General features: G+C 65.3%; 11 protein-coding genes and 1 pseudogene. 11 read left to right on the plus strand and 1 reads right to left on the minus strand.

Annotation, left to right across the window (positions count from 1 at the left end):
- Positions 1 to 251: 251 nt before the first annotated feature.
- From katG to AC3WJP_RS10100, 5 genes are all read left to right on the plus strand, one after another.
- Positions 252 to 2,513, plus strand: coding sequence for a catalase/peroxidase HPI (gene katG / locus AC3WJP_RS10080; RefSeq protein ID WP_493720767.1), 2,262 nt, complete (start codon positions 252 to 254; stop codon positions 2,511 to 2,513).
- 117 nt (positions 2,514 to 2,630) lie between these two features.
- Entirely contained in the window at positions 2,631 to 3,896 is a 1,266-nt protein-coding gene (locus tag AC3WJP_RS10085; protein WP_493720768.1) for a SpoIIE family protein phosphatase, read from the plus strand.
- Positions 3,875 to 4,432, plus strand: coding sequence for a SiaB family protein kinase (locus AC3WJP_RS10090; RefSeq protein ID WP_493720769.1), 558 nt, complete (start codon positions 3,875 to 3,877; stop codon positions 4,430 to 4,432). Before AC3WJP_RS10085 ends, AC3WJP_RS10090 begins: the two co-directional genes overlap by 22 nt.
- Positions 4,433 to 4,453: 21 nt before the next feature.
- The gene (locus tag AC3WJP_RS10095) at positions 4,454 to 4,840 is read left to right on the plus strand and encodes a DUF1987 domain-containing protein (protein WP_493720770.1); all 387 of its coding nucleotides are present in this window, start codon (positions 4,454 to 4,456) and stop codon (positions 4,838 to 4,840) included.
- 14 nt (positions 4,841 to 4,854) lie between these two features.
- A complete protein-coding gene (locus AC3WJP_RS10100; protein WP_493720771.1) occupies positions 4,855 to 5,592 on the plus strand; it encodes a GGDEF domain-containing protein in 738 nt (245 codons plus the stop codon).
- Positions 5,593 to 5,596: 4 nt separating this feature from the next.
- Here the strand turns inward: AC3WJP_RS10100 and AC3WJP_RS10105 are convergent.
- Positions 5,597 to 5,956: pseudogene (locus tag AC3WJP_RS10105) on the minus strand (type II toxin-antitoxin system VapC family toxin); the annotation flags it as partial.
- A 241-nt stretch (positions 5,957 to 6,197) separates the two neighbouring features.
- On the opposite strand from AC3WJP_RS10105, the gene AC3WJP_RS10110 reads away from it, so the two are divergent.
- The 6 genes from AC3WJP_RS10110 to AC3WJP_RS10135 all read left to right on the plus strand — a co-directional run bounded on the left by AC3WJP_RS10110 (position 6,198) and on the right by AC3WJP_RS10135 (position 18,856).
- Positions 6,198 to 11,327: a trifunctional serine/threonine-protein kinase/ATP-binding protein/sensor histidine kinase gene (locus AC3WJP_RS10110; protein ID WP_493720772.1), complete on the plus strand. Its 5,130-nt coding sequence runs from the start codon at positions 6,198 to 6,200 to the stop codon at positions 11,325 to 11,327.
- Positions 11,328 to 11,540: 213 nt separating this feature from the next.
- On the plus strand, positions 11,541 to 12,776 hold the full coding sequence (locus tag AC3WJP_RS10115; protein WP_493720773.1) for an SfnB family sulfur acquisition oxidoreductase: 1,236 nt from the start codon (positions 11,541 to 11,543) through the stop codon (positions 12,774 to 12,776).
- A gap of 4 nt (positions 12,777 to 12,780) precedes the next feature.
- The gene (locus AC3WJP_RS10120; protein WP_493720774.1) at positions 12,781 to 13,992 is read left to right on the plus strand and encodes an SfnB family sulfur acquisition oxidoreductase; all 1,212 of its coding nucleotides are present in this window, start codon (positions 12,781 to 12,783) and stop codon (positions 13,990 to 13,992) included.
- 47 nt (positions 13,993 to 14,039) lie between these two features.
- Positions 14,040 to 15,437: an LLM class flavin-dependent oxidoreductase gene (locus AC3WJP_RS10125; protein ID WP_493720775.1), complete on the plus strand. Its 1,398-nt coding sequence runs from the start codon at positions 14,040 to 14,042 to the stop codon at positions 15,435 to 15,437.
- A complete protein-coding gene (locus AC3WJP_RS10130; protein ID WP_493720776.1) occupies positions 15,434 to 17,155 on the plus strand; it encodes an ABC transporter ATP-binding protein in 1,722 nt (573 codons plus the stop codon). The genes AC3WJP_RS10125 and AC3WJP_RS10130 overlap by 4 nt, the downstream gene beginning before the upstream one ends.
- A 33-nt stretch (positions 17,156 to 17,188) precedes the next feature.
- A complete protein-coding gene (locus AC3WJP_RS10135; RefSeq protein WP_493720777.1) occupies positions 17,189 to 18,856 on the plus strand; it encodes an ABC transporter substrate-binding protein in 1,668 nt (555 codons plus the stop codon).
- Positions 18,857 to 18,869 lie beyond the last annotated feature (13 nt).

The raw sequence follows: 18,869 nt of genomic DNA on the forward strand, positions 1-18,869 counted from the left end.
TCCGTGCCTGACACACCGCATCGGGAGCAAGCCCCCTCACCACAAGGGCGGCAGTTCTACCTCATCCACCGTGGCAACCCGGGCTCATGGCGTCTAATCTTGTTGCTGCGTCGCAATCCCTGATGATCACAACAGAATGCGCAACAGGTGCCCCCACACGCAGGCGCCTGACCATGCCATCGACCTCATTCGGTAATGACCGCTCGATATGATCGGTCGCGCGGATGATCACGACCTAAGGAACAGCAGCCATGGCAACAGAATCGAAGTGCCCCTTCAATCACGCCGCTGGGGGTGGCACCACCAATAAAGACTGGTGGCCCGACCAGTTGAATCTCAGGATTCTCCATCAGCATTCGTCGCTCTCCGACCCTCTGGGCGGCGATTTCGACTACGCCGCAGCCTTCAACAGCCTTGATCTGGCGGCAGTCAAGGCCGACCTGCTCAAGGTCATGACCGACTCCCAGGACTGGTGGCCAGCGGATTTCGGCCATTACGGCCCGCTGTTCATCCGCATGGCCTGGCACAGCGCCGGTACCTATCGCACCGGCGATGGCCGTGGTGGCGCCGGCGCCGGTCAGCAGCGTTTCGCGCCGCTCAACAGCTGGCCCGACAACGTCAGCCTGGACAAGGCCCGCCGGCTGATCTGGCCGGTCAAGCAAAAGTACGGGCGCAGTATCTCCTGGGCCGACCTGATCATCCTCACCGGCAACGTCGCGCTGGAATCCATGGGCTTCAAGACCTTCGGTTACGCAGGCGGGCGTGCCGATGTGTGGGAGCCCGACGAAGACGTCTACTGGGGCACCGAGACCACCTGGCTGGGCGGCGATTCGCGCTACGGCAAGGCGGCGCCCGGCGACGGCACGATAGTGGCCGAGCCCGACCTGCATGGCAGCGAGCAGAGCCGCACCGACGGCCCCGGGCGCAACCTGGAAAACCCTTTGGCGGCGGTGCAGATGGGCTTGATCTACGTCAACCCTGAAGGCCCGGAAGGTCATCCCGATCCGGTGGCGTCGGCCAAGGACATTCGCGAGACCTTCGGGCGCATGGCCATGAACGACGAAGAGACCGTGGCACTGATCGCCGGCGGTCACGCGTTCGGCAAGACCCACGGCGCCGGCCCGGCCGAAAACGTCGGCCCCGAGCCCGAAGCCGCCGGCCTCGAAGAGCAGGGCTTCGGCTGGCGCAACAGCTTCGGCACCGGCAAGGGCCCCCACGCCATCACCAGCGGCCTGGAAGTGACCTGGACCTCGACGCCGACGCGCTGGAGCAATCAGTATCTGGAGAACATGTTCAATTTCGACTGGGAGCTGACCAAGAGCCCGGCCGGCGCCCATCAGTGGCGCCCGGTCAACGGTGGCGGTGCCGGCACCGTCCCCGACGCCCACGATCCGGCCAAGCGCCACGCGCCGACCATGCTCACCTCGGACCTGGCCCTGCGCTTCGACCCGGAGTATGAAAAGATCGCCCGGCGTTTCAAGGACAACCCCGAGCAACTGGCCGACGCCTTCGCCCGCGCCTGGTACAAGCTGACTCACCGGGACATGGGCCCGCTGGCGCGCTACCTGGGCCCGGAAGTCCCCAGCGAAGAACTGCTCTGGCAAGACCCGATTCCCGCCGTGGACCACCCGCTGGTGGACGCTGACGACATCACCGCGCTCAAGGCCAAGGTGCTCGACTCGGGCCTGTCGGTCTCGCAACTGGTGTTCACCGCCTGGGCGGCGGCTTCAACCTTTCGTGGCTCCGACAAACGCGGCGGTGCCAATGGCGGCCGTCTGCGCCTGGCGCCGCAGAAAGACTGGGCGGTCAATCAGCCCGCGCAGCTGGCCAGCGTGCTCAAGACCCTCGAAAGCATCCAGGCCGAGTTCAACGCCGGGCAGGCCGGGGGCAAGAAGATCTCGCTCGCCGACCTGATCGTGCTGGCCGGTGCCGCCGGGGTCGAGCAAGCGGCCAAAAACGCCGGGCACACGCAGATCATCGTGCCGTTCACGCCGGGTCGCACCGATGCGTCCCAGGAGCAGACCGATGTCGAGTCGTTCGGTTTTCTCGAGCCCATCGCCGACGGTTTTCGCAACTACCTCAAAGGCCAATACAAGGTCTCGGCCGAAGCGCTGCTGGTGGACAAGGCGCAACTGCTGACCCTCACGGCGCCGCAGTTGACCGTGCTGCTGGGCGGCTTGCGGGTACTGAACATCAATGTCGACGGCGCGGCCCATGGCGTCTTCACCCAGCGCCCACAAGCCTTGACCAATGACTTCTTCGTCAACCTGCTGGACATGGGCACGCAGTGGAAGCCAGTAGCGGGTGGCACGGCGCTGTTCAACGGCGTCGATCGCAAGACCGGCGCGCCGAAATGGACCGCTACCCGGGTCGACCTGGTGTTCGGCTCCCATGCGCAGCTGCGGGCGATCGCCGAGGTCTATGCCAGCAGCGATGCCCAGGCGCGCTTCGTGCGCGACTTCGTGGCGGCGTGGGCGAAGGTGATGGATCTGGATCGCTTTGACTTGAAGTAACGAGGCGCGGATGGCGGTCGCGCTGCGCATTGCGGCCGCCATTTTCTTCATGCTGTAACATCACTTTAATATCACTGCCCTAAGCTCGCTCGTTCAATCCTGCGTGAAGTATTTCGCATGAACGCCAAGCTGCCCTCTTTGCCGCCCGCTGACGGGCTGTGGAACCGCCGTCGGGCCTTCGACCTGTGCCAAGCGGCACCGACCGTCGATGCCGATACCGTCAATATCGTGGTCATGGATCTGTTCTCGGCGCACCGTGAGCTGGTGTCTCTGGCCGTGCTCGAAGAGGGCCGGCCGATCGGCCTGATCAATCGCACCATCTTCATGTCGCAGATGAGCCGGCCCTTCCACCGTGAGCTTTACGATCGCAAGAGCTGCATCGCCTTCATGGACAAGCAACCGTTGATCGTCGACGGCGAAATGAGCATCGAGGCGCTGACCTTCAAGACCGTGGAGTCGGGTGAAAAAGCCCTGGCCGATGGTTTTATCGTCACCCGTGATGGCCAGTTCGCCGGCCTGGGCAACGGCTTGCAGCTGATGGGCGTGGTGGCCGAGATGCAGGCCGAGAAAAACCGCCAGATCATGCAGAGCATCGAATACGCGAGCGTCATCCAGCGCGCCATGCTGCGGGCATCGCGGGACACTCTGGCGACCACCCTGGCCGATGCCGCATTGCTGTGGGCGCCGCGGGACGTGGTGGGTGGCGATTTCTACCATTTCGCGCGTTATGCCGACGGCTGGTTCGGCGCCATCGCCGATTGCACCGGCCATGGCGTGCCGGGCGCGTTCATGACCTTGATTGCGTCGTCGGCCTTGACCCAGGCGCTGGCGCAGTTGGGCCCCCGGCAGCCCGGCGCGCTGCTGGCGGCGGTCAATCGCAGCGTCAAGGGCCTGCTTGGGCAGGAGCAGGGCGGCACCCAGGTGCCGGAGTCCGACGACGGCCTGGATGCGGCGTTCGTCTGGTTCGACAACGCCAGCCAGAACCTGACGTTCGCCGGCGCGCGCATTGCCTTGAATGTGTTACGCCCTGACGCCGACGCCTTCGAATGCATCGCGGGCCAGCGCAGGGGGGTGGGCTACGTGGACAGCGATATCGATCAGCAGTGGGCCGATGTCAGTGTCGCGGTGACTGATGGCAGCCTGCTGTTCATCTGCACCGACGGCCTTACCGACCAGATTGGCGGGCCACGGCGCATCGCTTTTGGCCGCCGGCGCGCCCTGGAAACCCTGCTGGAGCAACGCCACCTCCCCACCAGCGCCATGGCCGACGTGCTGCAAGGCGCGTTGGCGCAATGGCAGGGCGAACAAGTACGCCGCGATGACCTCACATTCTTTTGCGCCCGCCTCAAGGAGAGCCGTCAATGGCCTGTGCTTTGTCTGTAAACGATTATGCGTTTCTGGAACTCGCCCAGCAGCGCAAGGTGATCTTCTATCACCAGGGTTACTTCTCCCACAGCATCGTGTCGGCCATGGCCGAGGTGGTGAAGCTGCAATTGGAGGTGGCCGGTGTCAGCGGTCCGACCCGGCGCCGGCTGTTCTCGTCTTTCGTCGAGCTGTCGCAGAACATCATTTACTACTCGTCCGATACGCTGGGCGGTGACGAGGCGTCCGTGCGCCAGGGCGCGGTGTCCATCAGCGTCGAAGGCGAGCGGCATTACATGCTCTGCGCCAACCCGATTGCCAGCGGCGAAGTGCAGGGGCTGCGCGACAAGCTCGAGCCGCTGCGCAGCATGTCGCTGGAAGAAATCAAGCAGGCCTACAAGGTCTCGCTGCGCGCCGACACCCCGGAACACAGCAAAGGTGCAGGGCTGGGGTTCCTGACCATGGCGCGGGACGCCAGTGCACCTTTGGAGTTCGCCTTCAGAGTCCGCGAGGACGATCCCGAGACCACCGTATTTTGCCTCAAGGCAATCATCTGACTGCAACGGAAGAATGACTTCATGGATAACCTGGCAATTGCTGCAACGGCGACCTCGCCCCTGGTGGACTTTCGCTTCGATGAGCACCGGCTGGCGCTCAAGGGCGAGTCGTATCCCGAAAACGCCGCGGCCTTTTACGCACCCATCATCCAGCAGCTGCGCGAGTACCTGGCGAGCTGTGCAGGGCAGACCATCACGGCCGATATCGCGCTGGCGTACTTCAACAGTTCCAGCACCAAGATGTTGTTCAGCCTGTTCGACGCGCTAGATCAGGCCGCTCAGGCCGGCAACACCGTGCACATGAACTGGTACCACGACGCCGAAGACGAAACCATTTTCGAATTCGGCGAAGAGCTGCAAGCCGATTTCACCGCGATCCTCTTCACCGATCATCCGGTGACCACCTGAAAGGAGCCAGGGCCATGAACAGTATCGCTGCAGCAACCCCTTTGCCCGATCTCTTCGAGAGCGAAACCCAGGCCCTGGAACGCGTTCGCCAGACGCTGGCGACACCCGGCGTCACGTCCACGGTGTACCGCGAGTCACTGGTGGAAATCATGCTGCATTTCGAGCGCTTGATGCGCGAGACGCGCCGCCTGATCGGCCGTAGCGACCGTGCCGAGCGGGAGATGAACGCCCTCAATCTGCAGCTCGGGACCCTGGCCCGGCAGTTGGAATACCGCGCCACCCATGATGCCCTCACCGGGGTGCTCAACCGTGGCGCGATCATCGACAGGTCCTGCGAAACCCTGAGCACTGCGGGCGCGGTGATGATCGTGCTGGACATCGATCATTTCAAACGCATCAATGACGATTTCGGTCATCCGGTGGGGGACGCGTTGATCAAGGGCATCGTCGAGTGCCTGCGCCGGGTCGTTGGCAGCGCCGGGCAGGTGGGCCGGGTAGGGGGTGAAGAGTTCACCGTGCTGGTGCCCGCGGCCTCCCTCGAACAAGGGCGGGGGCTGGCCGAAGCCATGCGCGTGGCCATCGCCGAGCATCGATTCGAGGCACCGGTACAACGGCAGATCACCGCGAGTTTCGGCGTCAGCGCCAATGCTGCCGGCACGCCGTTCGACAGTGCTTACGGGACAGCGGATGCAGCTCTGTATCGCGCCAAGCGAGCAGGGCGCAACCGCGTCGAGTGCGCGCCGCAGGAGTGATGGGTCAGGTCAGGCGCTGCATGCCAGCCGTCTTGGCCGCCTTGGCGTCAAAGCTGACGGTATGGTCGCAGCCGGCGGCATATGCACTGCGCTCGATCAGGCAATCGGCGAAATCTGCATTCGCTTGAGAATATCGGCGCAAGGCCTGCCAGACGATTTCCGAGTTTTCGACGATCAGTTCCCGGGTGCGTAAAAGCGTTTCCAGAACAACGATGATTTCGCTTTTGGCCGAGTCATAGCAAGGCTGAAGTACCCAAACGAGCTCCACGATCGAGACCATCGCGATGAAGCCCGGGGCAGCCGGGGTCAAGGATTCAATGAGCTTGCTGGCCTTGGCGGATTGCCTAGGATCGTTCGCTCTAACTCATGGTGCGCAATCAGGACATTCAGGTGCCCAATCTGGCCACGATCGCGGCATGGATTTCTCCTGGGCCCCGTAAACCGGGGGTTCCCTCTCTATTTATTGCATTTATGTTGTGAGCAATAAACTTGCGAGCAAATCAGTCGCCCCGTTATAACTCCATACTCTCTATGCATTGAATCCTTGCCCTGCAGCCACGCTTCAGTCGTGCGTGTTGCATCAACCCCATGGACAGCCTGCAACCATGACTGCTCTCGACCCCCATAGCCTGGCCTGGGCTGATGCCAACCTACGCGCCGACACCGAGCGGTTCGACGAGCAATGGCTGCGCGATCTGCAGTGGACGCCGCTGCAGGATCATGGCGGCCTGGTGTGGTGGCAGGTGCGCTCGCCCGCGGCCACGCGCAGCTGGCTGGTGGTGCGGCCGCGGGCCGAAGCCAGTGACGCCGATGTGCGCCGCCTGGACCGCGAGTTGCTGTTCGCGGGCTATCTGCAACCGAGCTGGGCGGTGCTGCCGGTGCTCAAGCTGCACTCCAGTGACGGACCGCTGCTGGTCTTCGATGACGACGGCGGCCGCCCATTGTCGGCCCTTGCAGATGGGCAGATCGCCGTGGGCCGGTTCCTGCGGCTGGCCACGGCGGCGGCATCGGCGTTGGCGGCGGCCCATGCCCAAGGCATCACCCACCGTGACATCAAGCCCGCGCACTTCATCCTTGGCGGCGACAACCAGCTGCGTCTGAGCGGCTTCATGTTGGCCACCCATCCGCAGTTGCCCCTGCCCGCGGATGCCGAAGCCATCAGCGGCAGCCTGCCGTATATGTCCCCGGAGCAGGGCGGGCGCCTCAATCACGCGGCCGATCAGCGCAGCGATCTGTATTCGCTGGGTGTCAGCCTCTTCGAATTGCTCACCGGGCAGCTGCCGTTCAAGGCCAGCGACGCTGCCGGCTGGTTGCATCAACATGTGGCAGTGGCGCCGGTGCCTCTGGAGCATAATCGCCAGGGCTTGCCCAGTGCTCTGCAACGCTTGATCGATGGGCTGCTGGCCAAGTCCGCCCGCGAGCGCTTCGCCAGTGCGGCAATGCTGGCGACCCAGTTGCGCCAGGCCTTGAGCGAGTGGAACGAGTTCGCCCATATCAATGAGCCGGTCGGCGCTGATGATGCCGAGGTGCTGGTCGCCGCACAGGCGCCGTTGCTCGGGCGCGCGGTCGAGTACCAGCAGTTGCTTGCCGGCAGTCAGCGCCTGAGCGCCGGGCTCTGCGGTGGCGTGCTGTGCATCTCGGCGCCTGCGGGTATGGGCAAGACCGCGCTGGTACGCCAATTGCGCAGTGAGCTGGCGGGCGGATCGCTGATGTTCGGCAGCGGCAAGTTCGAAGCAGGGCTGCAGAAAAGCCCCTATGCAGCGCTGTCCAGCGTGCTGACTTCGTTGCTGACGCGGGTGGTGGGCGATGAGCCCGAGGAACTCCAACGCTGCAGTGCCCGGCTCAGGGCGACATTGGGTTGCCACGGGCAATTGCTCGCGGGGCTGGTGCCGGAGCTGGAATGGGTCACCGGGCCGCTGCCGGGTGACAACGAACCGGTTGCCGCCCAAGCCCGTCGGCGCCTGCTGGGGCTGTTCCTGCGCGCGCTGCGGGCCCTGGGCAGTGCCGAGCGCCCGGTCATCGTGTTCTTCGATGACCTGCACTGGCTCGACAGCGAAAGCCTGGCGTTTTTCCAGGCGTTGCGCGGCGAAGACTTCCAGCACCTGTTGTTGATCGCGGCCTATCGCAGTGACGTCGACAACGCCGCCCTGCAGGGTTTTCTGCGCGTTGTCCGCGGCTTGCCGGTACCGCACGACGAGCTGCAATTGCAGGGGCTGACGGCGTCCGAAGTGCTGGCCATGGTGCAGGCCGGCCTGACCCTTTGCGAGCCGGACGCGTTGCACCTGGCACAGCGTCTGCACCAGCAGGGCGACGGCAATCCGCTGTTCGTCAGCCAGGCCTTGCAAGCCTTCAAAGAAAGCCCGCCGCAGGCCGAGACCTTGGCGGTGGGAGACCTGCTCGCAGTAATGGCCGCGCGCCTGGCCCGCCTGCCCGAGGCGACGCGGCCACTGCTCGGGCGCATGGCGCTGCTCGGCAACCACGTCGAGCGCAGCTCCCTGGCGGCGGCTTGCGGGTTGTGCCCAGACGCGCTGGATGCGGTGCTGGCGCCAGCCTTGAACGCGCAGTTGATTCGCGAAAGCCACGATGGCCTGCTGTTCTGTCACGACCAGTTGCAAGAGGCGGCCATGCGCCTGCTGCCGGCGCCACTGGGCACCGAGCACCGCCATATCGCCACGCGGCTGCTACGCACGCTGTGCGCGAGCGCCTCTGCCGAACAGGTCTTCCGTACCGCCGCCCATGTGTTGCAGGCCGACAGTCAGGGCCTTGCCGATGAACAGCGCCAGGCATTCATCGACCTGCTGCTGCGCGCCGCGTATCGGGCCAAGGAGGCTGCCGCGGCGCCCTTCGCCCTCGACTACCTGGCCCATGCGCAGCACTTGCTGGATCAGCGGCCGGTGCCGGCGGACGCGCGCCTGACCTATGAAATGGCTTTTCTGCGCGCCCAGTGCCTGATCCTCAGCACCCAGTACCTGAAGGCCGATGAGCAGATCGTCGAGCTCCTCGGTTGGGTCGACGACAGCGCTGCGTTGTCGTCGCTATACGTGCTCAAGACCGAGATTCTGTTGCTGGCCGGCGACTATACCGAAGCCGTCGGCGCGGCCGTCAAAGGGCTCGCCTGCCTGGGCTTGCACGTCGATTGCGCGCCCGACGACGTGGCGGCCGAGCGAGCCTGGCAGGCGCTGCTGGCGAGCCTCGACGGCCGCCCGATCGCCTCTCTGAGCGAGCTGCCGGAGACTGACGACAGCCGTATCGCCTGCCTGGTCGAATTGCTCACCACCGCCGCTATCATCGGCTGCTTCGTGCAGCGCAACCTGATGTTCGTGCTGCTCTGCCATGGCGTGCGCTTAAGCCTGGAGCATGGCCTGACCGCTGCGGCGACGCGTACCTTCGCCTGGTTCGGGGTGTCCAGCGCCCACCGTCACGACAGCCATGCGCAGGGCTTCGAATGGGCACAAATGGCCCTGCGCCTGGTCGACCAGCGTGGCTACACCGAGCGGCGCCCTTCGGTGCTGCTGGCCCTGGACCGCATCAGCGCCTGGGCGCGGCCATTGCCCTTTGCGCTGGGCTGCGCCGAGCAGGCATTGCGCACCAGCCTGGCCCGCGACACACCGATCATGGGCTGTTATGCCAACAACCATATCGTCTCCAACCTGCTGGTGATGGGGGCGCCGATCGAGCGCACGTTGCGCCAGATCGACACCGGTCTGGCGCTGGCCCAGCACCTGGAGTTCGTCGACTCGCAGAACATCCTGTTTATCCAGGCGCTGTACATTCGCCGACTGGCAGGTGGCGGCGCCGGTGGCATGGCGCTGCCGAGTCGCGACGAGATGGCCCGCCGCATGGCAGTCGGCCGCGTTGGCCCGGCGCAGTATTGGTGGCATCTGTTCGAAGGGCTGTTCTTCTATCTCGAAGGCAACTTTCCCCGCGCCAGCCTCGAACTGGATCGGGCCTGGGCCCTGAGCTGGGCGGCGCCAGCGCATATTCACCTGATCGATCTGGCGCTGTTTTCGGTGCTCAACAGTGCGGCGCGGCTGGATGGCTCGCCGGACTCGCTGAGTGCACTGGAACGGCCCATGGAGCGCCTGCAGTATCTGGCTTCGCTCAACCCCAAGGCGTTCGGCGATCGCCTCGCCCTGGGCCGCGCCGAGGTGCTGCGGGCCAAGGGGCAGACGCTGGAGGCGCTGCGGCTGTACGACGAATCAGTGGCCAAGGCAGTGGGGTGTGGCGCCGTGCATATCCAGGGCCTGGCCCACGAGCTCGCCAGCCGCTGTCATCAGGCTCTGGGCCTGACGGTTTCGACCCGCACCCACCTGCGCAAGGCCCGGGACGCCTGGCGGCAATGGGGTGCCCATGGCCTGGCCGAGCAGATGGAGGCGCAGCACCCCTACCTGCAGGATCAGGCCGTGGGCGCCCGCGCCAGCGTCGACCTGCCGGGCGGCCAGCAGCAGTTGGACATGATCTCCATCACCAAGGCCTGTCAGGCACTGTCCCGCGAGCTGCAGGTCGAGCAACTGCTCAAGACGCTGCTGGCCAACACCATTGTCCATGCCGGCGCCAGCCATGCCACCTTGTTGCTGATGCAGGGCGACAGCCTGAGCGTCGAAGCGGTCGGGCAGGCCGGTGCCGACGGCGTCGAAGTCACTCTGATGCGCCATGTTCCGCGGGCCGACCAACTGCCCTTGAGCCTGGTGCGCACTGCCTTGCGCAGCCGCCGCTCGATCGTCATCGAAAACGCCCGTCATCCCGAGCGCTTCGTCGATGATCCGTACTTGCGTGGCCGCCGCACCGGCTCGCTGCTGTGTGTGCCGTTGCTCAAGCAAAACGAGATCATTGGCGCCATGTACCTGGAAAACCTGCTGGTGGCCGGGGTGTTCAATCCGGCGCGGGTCGACGTGCTCGAAGTGCTGGCGGCCCAGGCGGCGATTTCCCTGACCACCGCGCGGCTGTACGAAGACCTGCTCGAGGAGAACCGCCGCCGGCGCGACAGCGAAACGCGGTTGCTGAGCTCCCAGACTGCATTGCGCAGCGCACGGGCGGAGATGGCCCGGATCAGCCAGCGCACGGTGCTGGCCGAACTGGCAGCCTCCATCGCTCACGAAATCAATCAGCCGCTGCTGTCGATCCTGGCCAACGCCAGCGCCAGTCTGCGCTGGCTCGAACGGGATACGCCGGATATGCAAGAAGCCACCGAGAGCGTGCGCGATATTCTCACCGATGGCAGACGCGCCGCCGACATCGTCAGCGCCATGCGTTCGCTCGCGTGCCAGGAGCCGATGCGGCGCCAGCCACTGGCGCTGGAAGCGCTGGTGCATCGCGTGGTGGAGCTGACCCGCGCGGAGCTGGAGGACAAGCACGTCGCGGTGCAGATGGTCATCGAGCCGTTGCCCAGGCTGCAGGGCGACCCAGTGCAGTTACAGCAGGTGGTCCTCAATCTGATCAGCAATGCCGTCGAAGCCATGCAAGCGGTCGAGCCTGGCGCGCGGCTGCTGCGCCTGGCGCTGCGGGCGCTGCCGCAGGGGGCGATGCTGCTGGTGGAGGACAGTGGCCCTGGGGTCGCTGTCGCCGATACCGAGCAGATTTTCCAGGCGTTCTACTCCACCAAGGCCAGCGGCATGGGCATGGGGCTGGCGATCTGCAAGTCGATCGTCGAAGCCCATGGTGGACGATTGATGGTGGTGTATGGACGGGGCGGGGAGACGGTCTTCGCCTTGTTGCTGCCGGGCGGCGGCGATTGATAGCGCTGGCAGGCGCGTTAGGAACAGCGGTCCAGAGGCCGCTGCCCAAACGCGAATATATATATTCTAAATCGCTATTTATAATTATTTTTATTCCCGCATAACATAAGTACACCGGTCAACCGGACTTCGATGCTGGTCAAGACGACAGCATTCCAAACGCTGGCCGGAGCTGCTCGCAGTTCTGGCCTACGCCATCGAAGCGAGGCCCGTGTGACCACCTTTTCCGAGCAACTCCCGGCCGACACCGTTCCGGCCGTCTTTCCCGCCCATGTGATTGCCAGCGACGCTGAGGCCTTGCAGGCCGCCCGCGATTTTGCCGCCTATGCCCGCCGGGACGCGGCGCTGCGTGATCGCGAACGCCGCCTGCCCTGGGCCGAGCTCGAGCGCTTCACCGCCAGCGGCCTGGGCGGCATTACCATTCCTCACGCCTTTGGTGGCGCCGACGTCAGCTATGTGACGGTCGCCCAGGTGTTCAAGATCATCTGCCAGGCCGACCCGGCGCTGGGGCAGATCCCGCAGAATCATTTCGGTGTACTCAGCGTGGTGCGCCATGTGGCCGAGCCGGCGCAGCAGCAGGCCCTGTTCAAGAGCATTCTCGAAGGCCGGCGCATCGGCAACGGTGGGCCGGAGCGGGGCACCCGACATACGCTGGAGATCCGCGCCACTGCACAGCGCCAGGCTGACGGCCGCTATCGCCTCAATGGCGAAAAGTTCTATTCCACCGGCGCCTTGTTCGCCCATTGGGTCAGCATCAAGGCACTGGACGATGACGGCCAGGCGGTCATGGCCTTCGTCGAGCGAGGCACCCCGGGCTTGCATATCGTCGATGACTGGTCCGGTTTCGGCCAGCGCACCACCGCCAGCGGCACGGTGGTGCTGCGCGATGTTGTGGTGCCTGCCGAGCGGGTGATCCACAGCGGCCGCCTGGCGCAGGTGGCGAATATCCAGGGCGCTTTCTCGCAGTTGATTCAGGCCGCCATCGACGCCGGCATCGCCCACGCCGCAGTGACCGATGCGATCGCCTTCGTGCGCGACAAAGCGCGGCCCTGGCACGATGCGCAGGTCGAGCAGGCGCGGCTGGAGCCGTTCCTGATCGCCGAAGTCGGCAAACTGCAGATCGAATTGCTGGCCGCCGATGCGCTGCTCGAACGCGCCGCCCGCACTCTGGACGAAGTAGCCGCACAGCCACTGGACCCTGCCACCACCGCGCGAGCCTCCATCGCCGTGGCCGAAGCCAAGGTGCTGACCACCGAAATCGCTTTGCTGGCCAGCGAAAAACTCTTCGAGCTGGCCGGCAGCCGCGCCACCTTGGCCGAATTCAGTCTCGATCGCCACTGGCGCAACGCCCGCACCCACACCCTTCATGACCCGGTGCGCTGGAAGGTGCACGCCGTCGGCAATTACCACCTCAACGGCGCCTTGCCCGCGCGTCATTCCTGGATCTGAAGCCATGAACGCACCTTTGCAACGCCCCGTGACGGGGTCGGCCGTGTTGATCGAAAACGACGCCCAAGCCTTGGCCGCTGCCGAGCAGTTGGCCGAGCAGTTCGGCCTCGAGGCGGCGCTGCGTGATCGCCAGCGGCGGTTGCCGCATACCGAACTGGAGGCGTTCTCCCGCTCCGGGCTGTGGGGCATCACCGTGCCGAAAGCCTTTGGTGGCGCCGAGGTCAGCAGCGTGACGCTGGCCAAGGTCATCGCCCGGATCGCCCAGGCCGATGGCTCGCTGGGGCAGATTCCGCAGAACCACTTCTATGCACTGGAGGTATTGCGCGTCAACGCCAGCCTGGCTCAGCAGCAGCGGCTGTTCGCCGAGGTGCTGGCCGGCGCGCGCTTCGGCAATGCGCTGGCCGAACTGGGCACCAGCACTTCGCAGATCCGCACCACGACACTGACCCGCGAGGGCGACGGCTATCGCGTCAACGGTCGCAAGTTCTACGCCACCGGCGCCCTGTATGCCCAGCGTATTCCCACCTCGGCGGTGGACGAGCAGGGTGTGCAGCACATGGTCTTCATCGATCGCGACACCCAGGGCTTGAGCATCGTCGACGACTGGTCCGGCTTCGGCCAGCGCACCACCGGCAGCGGCTCGGTGGTGCTCGACAACGTCTACGTACAGGCCGACGACATCGTGCCGTTCCAGGCTTCGTTCGATCGCCCCACCAGCGTCGGCCCGCACGCGCAGTTGATGCATGCCGCCATCGACACCGGTATCGCCCGCGCCGCGTATGAGGACACCCTGCGTTTCGTGCGCGAGCACGCGCGGCCCTGGCCGGATTCGGGCGTCGACAAGGCCACGGACGATCCGCTGACCATCAGCGAGATCGGCCGCCTGGCCATTCGGTTGCATGCCGCCGAAGCGCTGCTCGAACGCGCCGGCACGGCCGTCGATGCCACGCTGCACGCGCCCGACGCCGACAACGTCGGCCATGCTTCGTTGGCGGTTGCCGCCGCCCGGGCCTTGAGCACAGAGGTATCGCTGGCCGCCGGCAGCAAGCTGATCGAGCTGGGTGGCGCCCGCGCGTCCCTCAGCGAACATGGTCTGGATCGCCACTGGCGCAACGCCCGGGTGCACACCCTGCACGACCCGGTGCGCTGGAAGTATCACGCCATCGGCAACTTCCACCTCAATCAGCAATTGCCGCCGCGCAAGGGCTACATCTGAGCCGCCGCTCAGCCCAGCGCATGCTCCGGCCACCAAGAGATCACTCCATGGCACAGCCAAAACAGATTCTGCTCAACGCCTTCAACATGAACTGCGTGGGCCATATCAACCACGGCCTGTGGACCCACCCGCGGGACCGCTCGACTGAATACAACACCCTGGAGTACTGGACCGACCTGGCCAGGACCCTGGAGCGCGGGCTGTTCGACGGGCTGTTCATCGCCGATATCGTCGGCGTCTATGACGTCTACCAGCAGGGCATCGACCTGACGCTCAAGGAGAGCATCCAGCTGCCGGTCAACGACCCCTTGCTGCTGGTCTCGGCCATGGCCGCAGTGACCCGCAACCTGGGTTTCGGCCTGACCGCCAACCTCAGTTACGACGCGCCCTATCTGTTCGCCCGGCGCATGTCGACCCTCGATCACCTGACCCGTGGCCGCGTCGGCTGGAACATCGTCACCGGTTACCTGGAAAGCGCGGCCACCGCCATGGGCCGCCCGGCCCAGGTCGAACACGATCGCCGGTACGACCAGGCCGATGAATACCTGGAGGTGCTGTACAAGCTCTGGGAAGGCAGCTGGGAAGACGACGCCGTGGTCAAGGACCGCGAGCGCCGCGTCTATGCCCAGCCGGGCAAGGTGCACAAGGTCGAGCACCGTGGCGAGTTCTATCAGGTCGAGGGCTATCACCTGTGCGAGCCTTCGGCGCAGCGCACCCCGGTGCTGTTCCAGGCCGGCTCGTCGCCCCGTGGTCAGCGCTTTGCCGGCGAGCATGCCGAGTGCGTTTTCATCAGCGGGCAGAGCCGCGCGGCGGTCAAGGTCGCGGTGGACAGCATCCGTGAAGGCGCACGCAAGGCCGGGCGCGATCCCCAGGCGATCAAGGTGTTCATGGGCATCAGCGTGGTGGTGGACAAGACCGAGGCCCTGGCCCGCGAAAAACACGCCGAATACCTGCGTTATGCCAACCCCGAGGCTGGCCTGGCGCACTACGCCGCCTCCACCGGCATCGACCTGTCGCGCTATGAACTGGACGAGCCGATCCGTTACGAGAAGAACAACGCCATCGAGTCGGCGGTCAAGACCCTGACCCGCAACAACGACTGGACGGTACGGCGCATCCTCGAGGAAAACGCCTTGGGTGGCCGCTACCCAGCGCTGGTCGGCGATCCCGAGCAGGTGGCGGATGCGCTGCAGGCCTGGATCGAAGACACCGGCCTGGACGGCTTCAACCTGACCCGCACCGTGACCCCGGAAAGCTACGAAGACTTCATCGACCTGGTGATCCCGGTGTTGCAGGCCCGCGGCCTGTACAAGACCGAATACGCCCAGGGCAGCCTGCGCCACAAGCTGTTCGGCCAGGGCGATCGTCTGCCCGCCGAACACAGCGGGGCGCGCTGGCGTCAGGGTGGCGGCGCTGCGAATACCGCCAAAGTGGCGCGGTCATGACAGCGCTACTGGACGTCCGTGGCCTGGAGGTCGGTTTTGCCGGTCAGGCCGTGGTGCGCGACCTGGACTTCACCCTGCAGGCCGGGGAAACCCTGGCCTTGGTGGGCGAGTCCGGCTGTGGCAAGTCCAGCACGGCCATGGCGCTGATGCGCTTGCTGCCCAAGCAGGCCAAGGTCCGCGGGCAGGTATGGTTCGAAGGCCGCGAGCTGCTAGGTCTGGCGGAAAAACCCATGAGCCAGTTGCGTGGTGATGCCCTGTCGATGATTTTTCAGGAGCCCATGACCTCGCTCAATCCACTGCAAAGCATCGGCCATCAGGTTGCCGAAACCCTGGTGCTGCACCGTGGCATGACGCAGCAAGCGGCGCTGGCCGAGGCCCTGACCCTGCTCGATCGGGTCAAGCTGCCCGAGGCCCGCAAGCGCTTGCATGACTATCCCCACCAGCTGTCTGGCGGCCAGCGCCAACGGGTGATGATCGCCGCGGCCATCGCCTGCCGACCTCGGTTGCTGATCGCCGACGAGCCGACCACGGCGCTGGACGTCACCCTGCAGGCGCAGATTCTCACGCTGCTGGATGAACTGCGTGCCGAGCTGGGCATGGGCTTGCTGCTCATCACGCATGACCTCGGCGTAGTAGGGCAGTGGGCGGACCGTGTGGTGGTCATGCACGGTGGCCGCAAGGTCGAACAGGCCAGCACCGAACGCTTGTTCGCCGCCAACCCGCAGCCACCGTTGCACGCTTATGCGTCCGGGCTGCTGCAGGCCTCGATGCACGACGGCAGCAAGGGTCATTACCGCGACAAGCGCTTGAGCGAGATCCGCGTGCGCGAGGACGCTCGGGGCCAGCCGCTGTTCCAGGGCTTCACCCCGGCGCCCGTGCAGCTGTTGCCGATTGGCCGTCAGCCATTGCTGCAGGTGCGGGATCTCGAGGTCCACTACACCGCGCCCCATGGCGAGCGCGTCGAAGCCGTGCGTGGTGTCAGTTTCGACGTACGAGGCGGGCAGACCGTGGGATTGGTGGGCGAATCGGGGTGCGGCAAGTCGAGTCTGTCGCGGGCGATCATGCGCCTGGTGGACAGTGCCGGCGGGCAGATTCTGCTCGACGGCGAGGACATCACCGCGCTGCACGGGCGTGCGCTCAAGCCGTTTCGGCGCCGAGTGCAGATGGTCTTTCAGGACCCTTACGCCTCGCTCAACCCGCGGCAGAACGTGGCGACGCTGCTCGACACCGCCTTGCGCATCCATGCCGTGGGCGATCGTCGCGAACGTCAGCAGCGCGCGTCACGCATGCTCGATGCGGTCGGCCTGCCGAACACTGCCCTGGCACGCTATCCCCATGAATTCTCAGGCGGCCAGCGCCAGCGCATCGGCATTGCCCGGGCGCTGCTGCTGGAGCCGCAACTGTTGATCTGCGACGAGCCGGTGTCGGCATTGGACGTCTCGGTGCAGGCGCAGATCCTCAACCTGCTGGTCGAGCTCAAGGCGCAGTTCAACCTGGCCTATCTGTTCATTTCCCACGACCTGGCGGTGGTGCGTTATTTCGCCGATCAGGTGCTGGTGATGAACGCCGGGCGCATCGTCGAAAGCGGCGATCACCAGCAGGTCTGGCAGCACCCGCAACACCCGTACACCCAGAGCCTGATCGAAGCGGTGCCGAGCTGTCGGCCCGAGGCGAGCTGGCAGTCATTGTCTCGGCCCACGGCGGTGTCCGCCGTTTAAGCGCTGTGAGCGCTCTTTTCAGGAAACAACCTCATGCACGACTTTTCATTGCTGCCCCGTCGCGCCCTCGCGATGGTGGCCAACACGGTGCTGGCTGGCAGCTTGTTGTTGAGCGCCAGCGCCTTTGCCGACGACCCGGCAGCCGCTACGGGCAACGCCCCAGCCAGTGAGCAAGGCGCCCAGCGCGGCGGCGTGCTCAAGGCGGTCATCCAGCCCGAGCCGCCGACCCTGGCGTTTTTCATCAACACCGCGACGCCGACCCGGGCGGTGGCGAGCAAGATCTTCGACGGCCTGTTCGACTACGGCCCGGACCTCAAGCCGCGCCCGCAACTGGCCCAGAGCCTGGACATCTCGGCGGATGGACTGACCGTGACCTTCAAGTTGCGCCCCAATGTGCAATGGCACGACGGCCAGCCGTTCACCGCCGCCGACGTCAAGTTCAGCGCCGAAGTGATCTGGAAGAAATACGCTCCGACCGCACGGCGGATCTTTCAGAATCTGACCTCGGTGGACACTCCGGACGATCTGACCGTGGTGCTGCACCTGTCCAAGCCGGCGCCGGTGCTGGTCAATGCGCTGGACGTGGTCAGCGCGCCGATTCTGCCCAAGCACCTGTACGAGGGCACCGACATTCTTGCCAACCCGTACAACAACAAGCCGGTGGGCACCGGGCCGTTCGTGTTCAAGGAATGGCAACGCGGCAGCTTCATCAGCCTGACCCGCAACGATCACTACTGGGAAGCCGGCAAGCCGTACCTGGACGGTATCGTCTGGAAGATCATTCCTGATGTCGCCGGCCGCGCCACCGCCTTCGAGACCGGGGACGTGCAATACGGCGAGCGCAACCCGGTGACCTTCGCCGATGCCAAGCGTCTGAGCAAGCTGCCCAACCTCGAGGTCTCGACCGACGGCTACAACGGCTTCGCCTCTTGGTTCTGGCTGATGCCTAACCTGCGCGATCCGATCCTCGGCAAGCTGCAGGTGCGTCAAGCCATCGCCCATGCCATCGACCGCCAGGCGCTGGTCAAGACCGTCTGGAACGGCTACGCGGTGCCCGCCACCGGGCCGGTGTCGTCGTTGCTCAAAGGCTTCTATGACAAGGACACCCAGCAGTACGACTACGACCCCGCCGAGGCCGAGCGGCTGCTCGACGCCGCCGGCTTCCCGCGTCAGGCCGATGGCTGGCGCTTCAAGCTCAACCACGACTACATCCCCTATGGCGATGACTACAAGCGCACTGGCGAGTTCGTCCGTCAGGCGCTGCGCAAGGTCGGTATCGACGTGACCCTGCGCAGCCTCGACCTGGCGACCTGGACCAAGAACGTGTTCACCGACTACAACTTCCAGCTGGTCAGCTCCTGGGGCGCCAACTGGCAGGATCCGCAGCTGGGGGTCGAGCAGCATTTCTGGTCCAAGGCCGAGAGCAAGGGCACGCCGTGGTTGAACGCCACCGGTTATGCCAACCCGGACATGGACGCCGCGCTGGAGGATGCCCAGACCCAGCTCGACCCGGCCAAGCGCGTGGCCGACTACAACAAGGTGCAGCAGTTGGCACAGCGTGATCTGTCACAGATCGTGCAGTTCGAGTTCCGCTGGTTCGGTATCTGGGACCGTCAGTTGCACAACGTCACCGACACCTACGATCACTCGCAAAGCAACTTCGCGCACGTCTGGCTTGCTCCCAAGGCCGGCGCCCAGTAATACCTCCCGGTCG

Source organism: Pseudomonas sp. GW821-FHT01A09 (assembly GCF_058986725.1).

Bases quoted from the DNA above. Each gene is read 5' to 3' on its own strand.
- katG (WP_493720767.1), top strand. From the start codon at position 252: ATGGCAACAGAATCGAAGTGCCCCTTCAATCACGCCGCTGGGGGTGGC.
- AC3WJP_RS10125 (WP_493720775.1), top strand. From the start codon at position 14,040: ATGGCACAGCCAAAACAGATTCTGCTCAACGCCTTCAACATGAACTGC.
- AC3WJP_RS10110 (WP_493720772.1), top strand. From the start codon at position 6,198: ATGACTGCTCTCGACCCCCATAGCCTGGCCTGGGCTGATGCCAACCTA.
- AC3WJP_RS10085 (WP_493720768.1), top strand. From the start codon at position 2,631: ATGAACGCCAAGCTGCCCTCTTTGCCGCCCGCTGACGGGCTGTGGAAC.
- AC3WJP_RS10130 (WP_493720776.1), top strand. From the start codon at position 15,434: ATGACAGCGCTACTGGACGTCCGTGGCCTGGAGGTCGGTTTTGCCGGT.
- AC3WJP_RS10120 (WP_493720774.1), top strand. From the start codon at position 12,781: ATGAACGCACCTTTGCAACGCCCCGTGACGGGGTCGGCCGTGTTGATC.
- AC3WJP_RS10100 (WP_493720771.1), top strand. From the start codon at position 4,855: ATGAACAGTATCGCTGCAGCAACCCCTTTGCCCGATCTCTTCGAGAGC.
- AC3WJP_RS10090 (WP_493720769.1), top strand. From the start codon at position 3,875: ATGGCCTGTGCTTTGTCTGTAAACGATTATGCGTTTCTGGAACTCGCC.
- AC3WJP_RS10135 (WP_493720777.1), top strand. From the start codon at position 17,189: ATGCACGACTTTTCATTGCTGCCCCGTCGCGCCCTCGCGATGGTGGCC.
- AC3WJP_RS10095 (WP_493720770.1), top strand. From the start codon at position 4,454: ATGGATAACCTGGCAATTGCTGCAACGGCGACCTCGCCCCTGGTGGAC.